This is a genomic window from Chitinophaga parva (assembly GCF_003071345.1).
GTDB classification, from domain to species: domain Bacteria; phylum Bacteroidota; class Bacteroidia; order Chitinophagales; family Chitinophagaceae; genus Chitinophaga; species Chitinophaga parva.
Genome location: NZ_QCYK01000001.1, coordinates 916,060 through 931,136, shown reverse-complemented (window position 1 = coordinate 931,136; position 15,077 = coordinate 916,060). Strand labels below are relative to the sequence as shown.

Here is a 15,077-nt window from a genome sequence, read left to right as displayed (position 1 = left end):
GAAATTGTTTACTTGATAATATCCCAACGGATGCCCGCCTGGCCACGCTGGCTGTACCACTCCACCTGTGTGGGGCGGTGCGGGTCGCCGAGGTAATATTTCAGCGGCGCGTTGTTAAGGTTGTTCAATTCTGCAAACACGCGCAGGCGCGGTGTAAGGGTGACGGAAGCAGATGCATCAATGGTGAAGTAGTTGTCTGCATATGTGTACAGTTGTGGGCCCAGTTGCTGGCTCAGTGTCTCTATAGACCGGCCGCGGTAGTTGCCCGCTACTCTTACCATTACACCTTTTCTTTCATAGAACAGGATGGCGTTAAAAAGATTTTTACTCTGGTTGGGCAGGGCTGCTTTGTCGTATACTACTTTGCCGGATACGGTGCGGGGCACCGTGGTGCTGGAATGGATATAGGTGTAATTAAATTCCACGCCCAATCCGCTGAAGAAACCGGGCAGGAAGTCGAAACGCTTGTTGATGCCCGCTTCTGCGCCCACCAGGGAAGCCTTTTGCAGGTTCTTGGGTTGCGTGATCAGCACCGTGTTATTGTTGGCATCCAGGGTAGTGGATTGGTCGCTGAAGATCACATTGCTCAGGTCTTTGTAAAACACACCACCGCTCACCAGGCCAATGTTCCTGAAGTAATATTCTCCCATCAGGTCATAGTTGTTGGAATAGGTGGGCTTCAGGTCCGGGTTGCCTTTGGTGATGGTAGCCGGCGTTTGCGTGAGGTTCTGTGATTCCCCGGGGTTCAGGTCTGTGAAATTGGGGCGTACAAATGTGCGGGTAAAGGCGGCACGCACATTCAGCTGGTCATTCACACTGTACCTGGCATGCACCATGGGCAGCAGGGAATTGTAGCTTTTGCTCACCGTTACCGGGCTAATGACCGTACCGGTGCTATTGGTAGTAAGCGTGGAGCTGTTCAGCTGGAAAGCGGTGTGCTCATCACGCAGGCCGGCCGTGACGTGCAGTTTTTCATTCACTTTGTAATCTGCCATCGCGTAAGCGGCAAACACGTTTTCATGACCATGATAGATCAGCGTAGCATTGCTGGCAGGTGAGAAGTTGCGGAAGCCATTCTTATTGAGGAAGGACGTGTCATACAATTTGAACAATTGATCCTTGGTGAGCGGGTCCATGATCTCCGCATTATACGGGCTACCCAGCTCTTTAAAGAACCCGCCGCGGGTGGGGAAGCTGGTACGGTCCATTGAACTAAGCGTTACCAGGGCCGGCGATCCCGGGATACCCAGCGCGGCGCCGGGCAGCCATACGTAAGACGCCTGGTTAATGCCATCGCGGGTTTTGTTGCGGTACTTAGCGCCGTATTTGAGCGTCAGTTTACTATTAACCGTCTGCTTCAGGTTCACCTGGCCTACCTTATCACGGTCGCTATTGTTCAGCGAAGCGATGACCAGTTGTTGTAACGTGAGTTTAGACGGGTCCATCACTTCCTTCAGGTCCTTGGGATGCATCTGGATATGCATCGGGTCATCACCAATACCATCTGGAGCGTCCATCTTCAGGTATTTTTTACCATCGCTGCTCAGGCCATCTATCCCGCCTGCGATCTTTTGGCGGAAATAGGCAATGGGCAAGCCTTTGCTGGCATTGGTAGGCGGCGTGGTGAGGTAGTAGGAAGAATAATATTCCGCGGCACTCCAGTCCAGTTTCAGTTTGGCGCCCAGCTGGTGCTCACCGCCTACTTCACCGCCATTCAGCTTGGTCTGGTAGTAAGAGTAGCGGTAAGTGTATTGATAGCGGCTGTTATTAAAATCAAACCAGCTTTCGTATACGGGGCGGATGTCGTTAAACTTGTTCATCATACCACGGGCAAAGATCTTATTGCCGGCGTTGAAATTATATTCCAATCCCACGCTGGAACCGTAGGTTTCCCGGGTGCCCATGTAACGCTTCATGTCCAGGGTGCTGATGGATCTTTGCTGTACAGGGCTGGAAAGCCCGGTGTTGTAAGCCACTTCATAAGAGTCAGTGCCCCACTTGCGGTTCCACACCGCACCGGAGACCATCACACCCAGTTTGCCTTTGAAGAAACGGTCGCCATACACTGCAGATGCGTTGTAGGTACCGTCTTTTGAAAAGTTATTGTAACCACCGGCGCCGCTCACGTTCAGGATGCGGTGCTGGGGCGCGGTGCGCGTAATGAAGTTGATAGCACCCCCAATGGCATCGCCTTCCATATCCGGCGTGATGGCTTTGGTCACCTGCACGTACTGGATCATTTCAGAAGGCACTACGTCCAGCACGGAGGCGCGGGTGCCCATAGGATTGCCGGAAGGCAGGTGTATGCCATTGAACAAAGTGGAGGTCCAGGCAAATGGGGTACCCCGCACCGTGGCCTGGTCTGCCTCGCCATGGTAGCGGCTCACGGCCACGCCCTGCACACGCTGTACGGCTTCCGCGGCATTACGGTCCGGCAGCTTGCCAATCGCATCTGCCGCGATCACGTCCATGATGGCCACGGAGTTTTTCTTGATGCTATATGCCTTTACCTGGGAAGGTGCCATGGTTCCTTTCACGATCACCGCGCCCAGCTTACCTTCTACCGGGGAGAGTTCCAGCAGGCCGGCATCATTCACCCCTTTCTTTACATCCAGCTCCATTTCTTTCATGGCATAGCCTACGTAAAATACCTGTATGGTAAGGTGGCCCGTTGCCTGGGCATTGAGGGTAAACCCACCGGAAAGATCTGTGGAGGCAAGATGGTGGGTACTCTTCACCCGTACGGTAGCACCCGGCAGCTGGCCCTCTTTACTGGTAACCACCCCTTTGATCAGCTGTGCCTGTGTGCCAAGGGCAGGCCCCAGGAGGGCAGCCAGCAGCAGTTTGCGCAAAGACTTTTTGGATAAGCAATGAGACATACTAACAAAAGTTTTCGCAAAGCTGCGGCGCATTCCGCCCCGGGTCGACTTCGTGGGTACAACCGCACGCCCGCGGATCATTACGCACTTGCCTGGATTGATCTTCAACGCGTTAGCCACATTAAGCTAACGTTAACGATAGCCGGTTTGTGCCAGCAGGCGGGTCACGTGGTCGCGTTTCAGGTAGGCAGAAGGTGTGTAGCCGGTCACTTTTTTGAAGTATCCGTTGAACGACGATTTGGAATGGAAGCCGGCCTCAAAGGCCAGGGAAAGGATGTTAGGCGTAGCGCCGTGGCGGATGCATTTGTCCAGCAACCGCACTACCTCGCGGATGCGGTATTCGTTGACAAACTGGTAGAAGGATTTGCCCACGCCTGTGTTGATCAGTTCCGATGCCTGGTTACGCGGCACCTGCAGCAGGGCGGCCAGTTTTTCCAGGGAAAGGTCCGGGTCTGTGTAGATCTTTTGCTTTTCCATCAGCTGGATGAGGCGCATCTTCAGGGCCATCAGCTGGTCTGCGTCCAGCAGGGATTTGCGGGCCGGCGCTTCTTCTTCAGGATTGGCCTCCGCTATAACAAGGAGGGTATGGGGGCCTGCGGCCAATGGTGCCGGTCCCGGGGGCATTTCGGTGTGTATAACAACAGGACGTGTGGGATGCGGTATGAGTGCGCCTGCGGCAAATGCGCCCACCGCGGCGGGTGGGACGGCTTCTTCCGGCAAGGCGGCGGGTGGGGTGGTTTGGCCCAGGATGCGCTGCAGGCTCAGTTCATATTGGATGATCAGCACACAGCCCACCATCAGCTGCGCGTACACAAAAATGCGTATGGCAATGTTGGTCACGTCCGGGTCCAGCCCTAACCCGTTGACGTAAGGCAGGAGGGTGCCTGTTACGGCTATACAGCTGAGGGATACCAGGATCACGGAAAACTGGCGCAGCAGGCGGCGCTCTATGTTCCAGAAGGCGGACAACCGCCGGGAAACGCGCAGGGTAAGGATGGGGAATACCGCCATACCATAACTGCAATAGAGCACATATTTATTGTACACATCCAGGAAAACCAGGGGCAATTGCCCGCGCACCATGGTGGAAATGGCTACAAACAGGTACCCGAAAGCGCCGACAATGGCCGGCAAGAAGATGTACCAGTAGCGGAATGGCTTAAAGCGGTCGTTATGCACCTTCCGGGCAAAGATCCACAGCAGGGGGCCGTAAGCCAGGCCCACAAAGGTGTTGAAGGTACGGCGCATTTCTACAAAAGGCACCGCGGTGAAGATGATGAACTTAAAAGTGAGGTGCAGGCAAATGCAGGCCAGCAACCAGCGGAGCCACTCATTGGCCGGGCGTTTGGCCCGGGATGCCGGCAAAAGGAAAAGTGCGATCAGGGCCTGGCACAGGCCGAGGAAGATGACGTAATTCATAGCTGCTCACGGATGTCCGGGGCTAAGTTAAAATAGCAATGTTACCGCAGGGTTAAATTGGGAAGCCGGGCGCGCGGAAACCCTTGCCAGTGGCGGCGGTTTTTAGATTCTGCATCCCTGATTTATTCATTATCTTAAGCATCGAAAAACTCCACGCATATATGAAACATGCTCTCCTGGCACTTTCCACGCTCCTGCTGGCGGTGCCCGCCTTTAGCCAGCAACAGGTCACCACGAAAAATGGTATAGTAGAAGGCTATCCTACCCCCGATGCAAAAGTGATCTCGTACAAAGGCCTTCCTTTTGCCCAGCCTCCCACTGGTCTCCTGCGCTGGAAAGAGCCCCAGCCCGTACAAAACTGGACCGGCGTGCGCAAGGCCGACCACTTTGGGCCGCGCGCCATGCAGAAGCCCATCTTTGGCGATATGGGCTTCCGCTCAGATGGACTGAGTGAAGACTGCCTGTACCTGAATGTGTGGGCACCCGCCGGCGCCGGCAAGGGCAAGGCATTGCCGGTGCTCGTATACTTCTACGGTGGAGGCCTCGCTGCCGGCGATGGCTCAGAACCCCGCTACGATGGGGAGAGCATGGCCCGCCGCGGCATTGTTGCCATCACGGTTAATTACCGCCTCGGCATCTTCGGGTTCTTTTCACACCCGGATCTTACCAAAGAATCTCCCCATCACTCTTCCGGCAATTATGGCTACCTGGACCAGCATGCTGCCCTGGAATGGGTGCAGCAGAATATTGCCGCTTTTGGTGGAGATCCCAAGCGTGTTACCATTGCCGGCGAATCGGCCGGCAGTATTTCCGTATCCGTACAGATGGCCTCTCCTTTGTCTAAAGATCTCATTGCAGGCGCCATCGGCGAAAGTGGTGCCGCCATTAAACCCACATTGTATCCCATCCCCCTGGCAGAAGCAGAACAGAACGGCGTAAAACTGGCCGAACGCATACACGTGACCACCCTGGATTCCCTGCGCGCCCTGCCCGCGGAAAAGCTGCTGGATGCCGCATTCCAGCCGGGTGCACCGGGTACTAACGCCACGATAGACGGCTACCTGCTGCCTAAATCCCTGCCGGAAATATTTGCCGCCGGAGAACAGGCCCGCGTGCCCCTGCTGGCCGGCTGGAACTCTGCTGAAGTGCCCTACCAGTTTATCATGGGCCCATTGGCCCCCACACCGGATAATTACAAAAAGGTATTGGAAAAACTTTATGGCGACCGCGCCGCGGACATCCTGAAACTATACCCCGGCAACACGGATGAGGAAGTGATGCGCTCTGCCACAGACCTGAGCAGCGACCGTTTTATCGTGTACAGCACGTGGAAGTGGGCAGACCTGCATGTACAAACCAGCGGGCAGCCCGTTTACTGCTATCTCTTTTCCCGCATGCGCCCGCCGATGGTGGATAAAGACGCTGTGGCGGGCCTGGCAGGCGGTGTGATCAAAGGCAATGGCACCAAACCGGCGCAACCCAAAGCCATGGGCGCCGGGCACGCGTCGGAGATTGAATATGCACTGGGCAACCTGGCTACCAATAAAGTATATGCCTGGACACCGGACGATTATAAAGTGTCTGACACGATGGAAAGCTATTTTGCTAATTTCATAAAGACAGGCAACCCGAACGGGCCCGGCCTCACCAAATGGGAAGCGGTCAGGGATAACAACAAGGTGTCTTATATCGATATTGATGTGCAAACGGTGCTGCGCAGGGAAACCAAGCGTGCGCGGTATTTGTTACTGGACAAGGAGTATATGCAGCAGTAACTGCATGCCAACATAAAAGGGAGGGGCCGTATCAACAACCATGATACGGCCCCTTGTTATATGCCACTGTTTTCGTGCACCTGTTTTCTACAACCCGATCTTCGAATAGGGCACCCGGATGCCCTTCACCCGGTAAAAATACGGGTCCAGGTAGCTGCCATCGCAAGATGCCTGGCCACATGCGGAGAAATTCAAACAATACGTCACCAGTAATTCATTATGTCCGCTCGCAAATTCCGGGTGGATGGCCGGGGTGTAGTACCGCGCATACTGGCCTTTGAAATATTCCTGGATGGCATACACCTTCACCGGCGTAGAGAATGGCCCGGTGGGGGATGTAGCCGTGGCCATGTAGATATTGCGGCTTGCGTCGCAATTGAAACCCTGGTCCATGGTCACCTGCACATACTTGCCATTCACATAGGCGATGGCGTTAGTACCCAGGCCATCCGCCACTTTGGATGCGGCACCGGTGGTCACAGTACTGATCCATGCGGAACCGCTCCAGTACTGCCATACAAAGGGACTGCTTTCTGCAAAGCGGGCCACGTGCACATAACTGTTGTAACCATAACCTACACCCTCACTTCCAAAAGCATACACATACCCGTCACCGGGTTTTACCATGCCGGAAGAATAGGAAACAGTGGTCTGGCCGGAGAAGCCGTTAGGTTGAAAACGCTCTGCCACCCACTGGGTGCCGGTGCTTTGGGTAAGGCGGTACAGCGATTGGTTAGAAGCCGTCAAGGAGGTGCCTTCGCCGCATTGCACATACACCTTGTCTCCTATTTCCACGCCGGGGCCAGGCCATGACCAGTCGGTGCCGGGCTGGTTGTTAAAGACCTGCAGGGGGCGGCCGTTGTTGCTGTTGTTGATCGTCATGTTGGGCGTGTTCCCCGGGCTCCAGTCGGTGTGGCTGGGTTGAATGAGCACGGAGTTGTTGTAGCGGAAAACATCGTTGCAGTTAAACATGCTATTGGACTGCAACTGTGAGCCATCCCAGGCATCCTGGGTGATCCACAGCACCTTACCATTGTTGCCACTCCAGGTGAGGGGAATGCTGGTACCCTCGTCAAAGGCGGCAGAGCCCTGGCTGGTGCTGTTGCGGAAGAAGAACCTCACCACGGCATCATCGCGCCAGGTATCTTCCGCTATAACGTCAATGGACCAACGTTGTTTGTTGCCGCTGGCCGCCGTTTCCTGGATCACCTGGGCGCCATTGGCGGTAGACCCGCCGGATACGGAAAGTGCCAGGCCATTGCCTTTGTTCACAATGTTATACTGCCCGCCACCCAGGTCCTGCAGCTTCCAGAGCTGCTGGTCTGCCGGCAGCGGAAAGGATGCATACTGCTGCAGCACCGTGCCGCTTACATTGGTGCCGGAAGGCACGTCTATCAGCTTTCCGCTGAACAGGTTGCGGATCTGGTAATACCGCACACCGCCTGCCGTGGTCTGGTAAATGAGGTGCCATTTCTGCCAGTTGTCCTGCGCGCTCACGGAACCGGAGAGTTGCCACTGTTGCAGCAGCGTGTTGTCTTTAAATTTTTCATTGGCAGTAGGGTTGCCTGCTACCTCCAGGAACTTACCGCTGTTTACGTTGGTAATGGTCACCGTGGCGTAATCCGGTGGAGACGTGAGCGGAGAGCGGGCTACGGTAGAAGTACCTGTGGTCGTGGTTTTCAGCACATCCTGTTTACAGGCGGCCATTACCAGCAGGCAGAGAAAGAGTGCTGCTTTTTTCATTTGCGTGGAGTTTATTGGTTTAACAATATGCGATGGGGAAGCCCCACTTGGGGCATTGCGCTGATCACGTCTGCGGATGGGTTATCGCAGTGTCTTACTGTAAAATCTGGCCCACAGTGCAGATAATAGCCATACCAGTATTTAGTGCCTTACGTGGAATTTTTTTCGATGGATCTGTCTCATAGGAATAGACACGCGAGTGAAATGCTTCCGCCATTTTAAACCCGGTACGGATGAAATATTTTCCTGTCGGGAGTTTGCGTACCAAATACAATGACTCTTTTAACCGCCGTATGACAGGTGGGTAAAATACCTTTCCTGCCACTCCGTATTTCATGCTGGCTACCGGTAGGAATCCCGGCAAACCGTACCTTCCATTGCGTCCTAACGCTGTTCCACGGCCGGTCTGCCGCTATTACACGCGCTTTCAGTAATAGTAAATAAGCTATCCATAATAGTAAATAAACATCTGCCCCTTTCAGCTGCTGAAAAAATTTGGCAGGGTATAAAAATTTCTATATTTGTAGTATAGGATAGTATAGACCACCACGTTTCCCGTTAGTGAAACTGCACCAGCCAGCACCTCACTAACTGCCTGAATGAAGAGCGTAGTAATGCAAGAATGAAGCGGGTTTCCCTGACCGGTTGGCATTTTCCTCATGTTATTTTCCAGTGCTATGCAACAACGATAATTCCCCGTTTATGAATATGATCCACGTTTACTTAAAACGTGCGGTAACTACCTGGTTTCCCGCGCGTAAGGCCGTATTTTGTCTATTATTTATCTGTTGCTGTTGCTTAAATAATACTGCTTCAGGACAAAATACCATCACCGTTACCGGCACCATCACCGACTCTTCCGGTAATATGCTCAACGGTGTAAGTGTTATCAACACGGCAAAAAAGAATGCCGGTACTTACTCTGACGTTCACGGCAAGTTTGTGCTGGATGTAGCTCCCGGTTCTTTACTGCATTTCTCCTCCGTGGGATTTGTAGACCAGAACATCATGGTCACCGAAAAAACGCGCGTCATCAATCTCCGGATGATCCCCGCGGCATCGTCTATCTCGGAAGTGGTGGTGACCGCATTTGGCCGCAAAGAAAGGCGGGAAGCGGTAGTAGGTTCCGTGACCAGCATCCAGCCGGGAGAGCTGAAAGTGCCATCGAGCAACCTTACCACTGCACTGGCAGGCAAGGTGGCCGGTATGATCTCCTTCCAGCGGGGCGGCCAGCCGGGCATGGACAATGCGAATTTCTTTATCCGCGGCGTAACCACCCTGGGCTATAGCAGCTCCCCGCTGATACTGGTAGACAACATTGAGCTAAGCGCCAATGACCTGGCCCGCCTGCAGGTGGATGACATTGCCAGCTTCTCTATTTTAAAAGACGCCAGCGCCGCTGCCCTGTACGGCGCCAGGGGCGCAAACGGTGTGATCCTCATCACCACCAAAGAAGGTAAAATAGGTAAGGCCCGCATTAATGTGCGCGTGGAGAACTCCATCTCCCAGCCCACAAAGAACATTAAACTGGCCGATCCTGTTACGTACATGAAAGGTTACAATGAAGCCGTAACCACGCGCAATCCTTCCCAGACACCTCCTTACACGCCCAATGCCATTTACAATACCCAGCAAACACTGGAACATGCACCTGGCAGCAGCCCTTATATTTACCCGGCGGTGGACTGGATGAGCACTTTGTTTAAAGACCAGACCAATACCCACCGCGCTAACTTCAGCGCCAGCGGCGGTTCCCAGTTTGCCAAGTACTACATGGCCGGCTCTTATTCAAAAGACAATGGTATTCTCCAGAACAATCCTGTGAACAATTTTAACAGCGGGATGAAATATGAGAACTACCAGCTAAGGGCCAACGTGAACCTGAACGTTACCAAAACCACGGAAGTAGTGGTGCGCCTGTGGGGTAATTTCAATGACTACACCGGCCCCATCACCGGCAGCAACGACGGATTCTCCACGGATCTTTATGCCAGGGTACTGCATGCAAATCCCGTGGCCTTTGCCCCTTACTTTGCACCGGACAGTGCCAACCTGCTCACCAAGCATATCCTGTTTGGCAATAATAACCGCCTTACCGGCAGCCTGATGGACAATCCATATGCAGACCTGATGTATGGGTATAAAACCTTTTCGGAATCGAGGATGTCTGCACAGTTTGAACTGACGCAGAAACTGGATTTCATACCAGGCCTTTCTTTCCATGGTATTTTCAGTACCAACCGTTATTCCTACTTTTCCATCACCCGCAATTACAAACCCTTCTACTACCAGGTACAGAGCTATGATCCGCACACCAAAGACTATACACTGGACTGGATCAATGACAGTCCCGGTGCAGCGCAGGAGTTCCTGGGCATAAGCTCTGATCCGTCTTCCAAAAGTGTGTACACGTACCTGTACATGCAGGGCACCCTGGATTACAACCATGCTTTTGACAGGCACAACGTGGGTGCTACGCTGATCGCCACCCGCCAGCAAACCCAGTATGGCGACGCTTATGAGCCGGGCACTAACGTCCCCTCCCTGCTGCTTTCCCTGCCTTACCGCAACCTGGGCGTATCCGGCAGGGTGTCTTATTCCTACGACTCCCGCTATTTTCTTGAATTCAACTTTGGTTACAACGGCTCTGAACGTTTTGCCGCAGACCACCGTTTTGGTTTCTTCCCGACCATTGGTGGCGGCTGGGTGATCTCCAACGAAAAGTTCTGGCAGGGCGGTGTGGCAGACGTTATCACCCGCCTGAAACTGAGAGGCAGCTATGGCCTGGTGGGTAACGATAACATTGGCAGCCAGCGCTTCTTCTACCTCTCCAGCGTTACACCGGATGATGCGGGCAGGGGTACCTGGCCCGGGACCTTTGGCAGCACCAATGGCAATACTTACTGGGGCACCACCATCCAGGCATATCCCAACCCGGACGTGACCTGGGAGCGCTCCCGCAAATCGAACGTGGCCATAGAAGCTACTTTCTTAAAACACTTAAACATCACTGCAGAACTTTACCATGAATACCGTGATCACATCCTGATACGCCGCGGCTACATGCCGGTGAGCGTGGGTATTGAAAACACGGCCAATGACAACCTGCAGGCAAACCTGGGCATTGCCACGGCGCGCGGCCTTGATCTGAACCTTACTTATAACAACGCCATTACCAAGGACCTGTCCATACAACTGATGGGCAACCTTACGGCCACCTCCAATAAAACTATTTTCCAGGAAGAGCCGGAATATAAATACGACTACCGCTTCCAGAAAGGTAAACCCATTAACCAGCCCTTTGGTTATGTAGCGGAAAGGCTTTTCGTGGATGATAAGGAAGCCCGCAACTCCCCGCCACAGCTGTTTGGCAACAACCCTCCGCAGGGTGGCGACATCAAGTACCGCGATATTAACCATGATGGCATTATTGATAGTGATGACCAGGTACCCATTGGCCTGCCCACGGTACCGCAGATCATTTATGGTGCCGGCTTCTCCCTCTCTTATAAAAATTTTGATCTCAGTGCTTTCTTCCAGGGACTGGCCCGTGAGAGCTTTTTCATCAACCCCACATCGCAGGTGGACTTCTATTATGGCAAGTTTGGTACAGCCCCCTTTGTCAACAACGGCCAGTTGCTGCAGGCATATGCAGATAACCACTGGTCACTGGAAAACCAGGACCTATACGCCATGTATCCCCGCTACTCCGCTACAGACGTGGCTAACAACGAGCAACAAAGCACCTGGTGGATGCGCGATGGCAGCTTTGTGCGCCTGAAATCTGCGGAGATCGGGTACACCTTTCCAAAGCGCCTGAGCAGAAGGGCTTTCATGGACAATGCGCGCATTTATGCCAATGGCCTGAACCTGCTCACTTTCAGCCACTTTAAGCTGTGGGACCCCGAGATGGCCGGCCAGGGCTTTGCCTACCCCATCCAGCGCGTGTTCAACATTGGCCTGAACCTCAATTTTTAATTATCACAACCTGACGACCATGAGGACTTTGATCAAACCATTTTTATTATTCTGTCTTACCTTTTCCATCATATCCTGCAAAAAGTACCTGGACATTGTGCCCGATAACGTGGCTACACTGAACAGCTCTTTTACCAACCGGAATGAAGCACAGGCCTACCTGCTGGGCAACTGCTATTCCAACCTGCAACGCCTGGCGGACATTTGCCGCAATGCGGGCTTTACCACCTCCGGCGAAGTGATCATCCCCATAGACCTGCCCAGCAATCAAAGCTTCCGCGGCTCCGGCCAGGATGCGGGCTTTAACCTGCTGCGGGGCTTCCAGAACGCGGAAAACCCTTTGCTCAATTATTGGGATGCCTACAACCAGGGCCTGAACCTGTGGCAATCCATCCGCTTCTGCAATAACTTCCTGGACAATGTGAATACGCCGCCGGATGTAACGGTTACGGAAAGAAAACGCTGGATAGCAGAAGCCAAATTCCTGAAAGCTTACTATCACTACTGGCTGATCCGCATGTATGGCCCCATTCCCCTGGCGGATGTAGCCCTGCCGGTAAACGCCACCAGCGACCAGGTAAGACAAAAACAACAGCCGGTAGATACCTGCTTTAACTTTGTGGTACGCCTGCTGGATGAAGCCATTCCCGACCTGCCCCCGTCTATTCAAAGCGCTATCCGCGAAGATGGCCGCATTACCTCCACCATTGCCCTGGCGGTAAAAGCAGAAGTACTGGCCACGCAAGCCAGCCCCCTGTTCAACGGAAACCCGGACTACGCCAGCGTTGTGGGCAAAGATGGCAACAAGCTTTTCTCCCCCGGTGTAGATAAGGCAAAATGGCAACGCGCTGCAGATGCCTGCAAAGCTGCGATCGACGCGGCAAACCTGAACGGCGCAGCCCTCTACCAGTTTGTAGCGCAGAGTGGCATTACCCACATGACAGACTCCACCAAGCTGCTGCTTACCCTGCAAGGCGCTATCACCTTTAGCTGGAACCCGGAACAGATCTGGACCCTCAATCCTTATTTCGGCTACCAGATCCAGGCCTCGCCACGGGTGAATGCCATCTCCACCACGGTATATAACTTCTTCTCCAACCTGTCTGTACCCATGGCCGAAACTGAATTGTTCTACACGAACAACGGTGTGCCCATTAATGAAGACAAGAACTGGGATTATAACAACCGTTACAAAGTGGTACAGGGCGATGCGGCGAATGGCTACTATGTGAAAAAAGGCTACAGCACCAACAAAGGTAACCTGAACCGTGAACCACGTTACTACGCAGACGTAGCTTTCGATGGCAGCACCTGGTTTGGCTCCGGCAATACAGACGACAACAACCCGGATGTGATCAACGCTGTGAATGGCCCCGCCGCCCCGCTGGATCCCATTGCCTACAATGCCACCGGCTACTGGCCCCGTAAACTGGTACCTTACCAAACCACCTCCGGTGATAATAATTTCCAGACCTACAATTACTCCTGGCCTTTCATGCGCCTGCCGGCCATGTGGTTGCTGTATGCAGAGTGCCTGAATGAAGTAAGCGGCCCAAGCGCGGAAGTCTATAACTGGATAGACCTGGTGCGCGCCAGGGCGGGCCTCAAAGGCGTACAGGCCGCATGGGCGCAATATGCAAAGAACCCGGCCAAGCCCAATACGCAGGATGGCCTGCGCCAGATCATTCACCAGGAAAGAAGAATAGAACTGGCCTTTGAAGGACAGGCCGGGTGGGACCTGAGAAGATGGAAGGAGCTGCAAAGTGTACTGGTAAATCCTTTCCTGGGATGGAACGTGATGAATCAATCCAAGACCACCGGCGAGTATTATAACCTGCATACGGTGTTCCAGCCGCAGTTTGCCCTGAGGGATTACCTTTTTCCTGTACAGAAAGCAGACCTGCTGTACAACCCCAACCTGGTGCAAACGCCCTACTGGTAAGGCGCTGATGGCAATCCAATCATTTGAAAATCTAACAACCTAAGCACATGAAATTTCAAAAATATATTCCACACTGCATGGGCCTGTTGTTCCTGGGGGCGCTGCTCTTTAACAACGCCTGCAGGAAAATAGACGGCTACAACGATATTGTATCCAACGATAAGACCAAACCAGGCCCTGTAACGTCGGTGAAGGTGAGCAACTTTAACGGGGGCGCCTACATCACTTACGCACTGCCCGATTCCAAAAATATCCTGTACGTGGAGGCTAACTATGCCATCAGTGATAAGAAGACCCGCCAGACAAAATCTTCCTATTACTCTGATAGCATTACCGTAAGCGGGTTTGCCAAAAGCCAGGATTATAAAGTAACATTGTACGTGGTGTCCAGGGCCAACGTGAAATCCGATTCCGTAGTGGTGACCGTGCACCCCGATACACCGCCCTACCAGCTGGTATATGCATCCCTGGCGGCGCAGAATGCCTTTGGTGGCGTAAACATCAAAGCGGTGAATAAAACCCGGAACGCCGTGGGCATTGTAAGCCTGCTGCCCAATGCCAACACCAACTCCCTGGACATTGAAGACCAGCATTACAGCACCGCGGATTCCATTAATTACACCCTGCGCGGTTATGACACACTGCCCAAACCATTTGGCTTTTACGTAACGGATGAATGGGGCAATATTTCAGACACGCTGTTCAGCACCATCCACCCCATCTATGAAACCCTTATGGACAAGCAACTGTTCCAGCCTTTTGTATTGCCCACGGATGTACCCAACTACCAGAACGGCTATTTTAACCTGAGCAATCTTTGGAACAACAACAACGGAGAGCCCGGCTACAATACGCAGCAGCCCATCCTCAAATCAGATTCCAAGCCTTTCATATGGCCGGCATGGGCCACGTTTGACATGGGCCAGTCCGCGCGCCTGAGCCGCTATATGTTCTGGTTCAGGACCGGTGGCAGCAACGAGTTCGTATGGACCTCCGGATCGCCGCAAACGTGGGTGATATGGGGCCGCAATGACACCCCGGTAGATGAAGTGATGCCTGCCGACACCACGCAGCTGCCAGCCGTAGGCCAGGCCACCGCCGGTGGATGGATCAACATGGGCAAGTTCAACGCGCCGCCCAGGCCCCCGCACAACCCGCTTACCAACGAGGACCTGGCCACCTGGGCCGCGGGCTTCAACTTTGATCTTTCCATAGACCTGCCCAAGGTGCGCTACCTGCGCCTGGAGTGCTTCCACACCATGGGTGGCACTGACAATTACTTTGGTATTATGGAAATGTCTGTGTACGGCAACCCGAAATGAGCCGCCCGTACTGATCCTT

General features: G+C 53.5%; 7 protein-coding genes. 4 read left to right on the top strand and 3 right to left on the bottom strand.

The genetic code is table 11. The features are described from left to right. Positions 1-8: 8 nt before the first annotated feature. Positions 9-2,879, bottom strand: coding sequence for a TonB-dependent receptor (locus tag DCC81_RS04120; protein WP_108685318.1), 2,871 nt, complete (start codon positions 2,877-2,879; stop codon positions 9-11). Positions 2,880-3,011: 132 nt separating this feature from the next. Then, entirely contained in the window at positions 3,012-4,298 is a 1,287-nt protein-coding gene (locus tag DCC81_RS04115) for a helix-turn-helix domain-containing protein (protein ID WP_108685317.1), read from the bottom strand. A gap of 161 nt (positions 4,299-4,459) precedes the next feature. Between DCC81_RS04115 and DCC81_RS04110 the strand changes: the two genes are divergently transcribed. Beyond that, positions 4,460-6,073 (top strand): carboxylesterase/lipase family protein, encoded by a 1,614-nt coding sequence (locus DCC81_RS04110; protein ID WP_205686253.1) that lies wholly within the window; start codon positions 4,460-4,462, stop codon positions 6,071-6,073. A gap of 87 nt (positions 6,074-6,160) precedes the next feature. Here DCC81_RS04110 and DCC81_RS04105 read toward each other — a convergent pair whose 3' ends face one another. Continuing rightward, the gene (locus DCC81_RS04105; protein WP_108685316.1) at positions 6,161-7,816 is read right to left on the bottom strand and encodes an RICIN domain-containing protein; all 1,656 of its coding nucleotides are present in this window, start codon (positions 7,814-7,816) and stop codon (positions 6,161-6,163) included. A gap of 702 nt (positions 7,817-8,518) precedes the next feature. On the opposite strand from DCC81_RS04105, the gene DCC81_RS04100 reads away from it, so the two are divergent. The 3 genes from DCC81_RS04100 to DCC81_RS04090 are packed head-to-tail and all read left to right on the top strand — an operon-like array spanning position 8,519 to position 15,058. Continuing rightward, the gene (locus tag DCC81_RS04100; protein ID WP_108685315.1) at positions 8,519-11,794 is read left to right on the top strand and encodes a SusC/RagA family TonB-linked outer membrane protein; all 3,276 of its coding nucleotides are present in this window, start codon (positions 8,519-8,521) and stop codon (positions 11,792-11,794) included. Positions 11,795-11,813: 19 nt separating this feature from the next. Then, the gene (locus tag DCC81_RS04095) at positions 11,814-13,736 is read left to right on the top strand and encodes a RagB/SusD family nutrient uptake outer membrane protein (protein WP_108685314.1); all 1,923 of its coding nucleotides are present in this window, start codon (positions 11,814-11,816) and stop codon (positions 13,734-13,736) included. Positions 13,737-13,783: 47 nt separating this feature from the next. Then, positions 13,784-15,058 (top strand): DUF4959 domain-containing protein, encoded by a 1,275-nt coding sequence (locus tag DCC81_RS04090; protein WP_108685313.1) that lies wholly within the window; start codon positions 13,784-13,786, stop codon positions 15,056-15,058. The last annotated feature ends 19 nt before the right edge of the window (positions 15,059-15,077 follow it).

What these genes read in the sequence shown, in the direction of transcription:
- DCC81_RS04095 (WP_108685314.1), top strand. Translation starts at nt 11,814, where the DNA reads ATGAGGACTTTGATCAAACCATTTTTATTATTCTGTCTTACCTTTTCC.
- DCC81_RS04120 (WP_108685318.1), bottom strand. Translation starts at nt 2,879, where the DNA reads ATGTCTCATTGCTTATCCAAAAAGTCTTTGCGCAAACTGCTGCTGGCT.
- DCC81_RS04090 (WP_108685313.1), top strand. Translation starts at nt 13,784, where the DNA reads ATGAAATTTCAAAAATATATTCCACACTGCATGGGCCTGTTGTTCCTG.
- DCC81_RS04110 (WP_205686253.1), top strand. Translation starts at nt 4,460, where the DNA reads ATGAAACATGCTCTCCTGGCACTTTCCACGCTCCTGCTGGCGGTGCCC.
- DCC81_RS04100 (WP_108685315.1), top strand. Translation starts at nt 8,519, where the DNA reads ATGAATATGATCCACGTTTACTTAAAACGTGCGGTAACTACCTGGTTT.
- DCC81_RS04105 (WP_108685316.1), bottom strand. Translation starts at nt 7,816, where the DNA reads ATGAAAAAAGCAGCACTCTTTCTCTGCCTGCTGGTAATGGCCGCCTGT.
- DCC81_RS04115 (WP_108685317.1), bottom strand. Translation starts at nt 4,298, where the DNA reads ATGAATTACGTCATCTTCCTCGGCCTGTGCCAGGCCCTGATCGCACTT.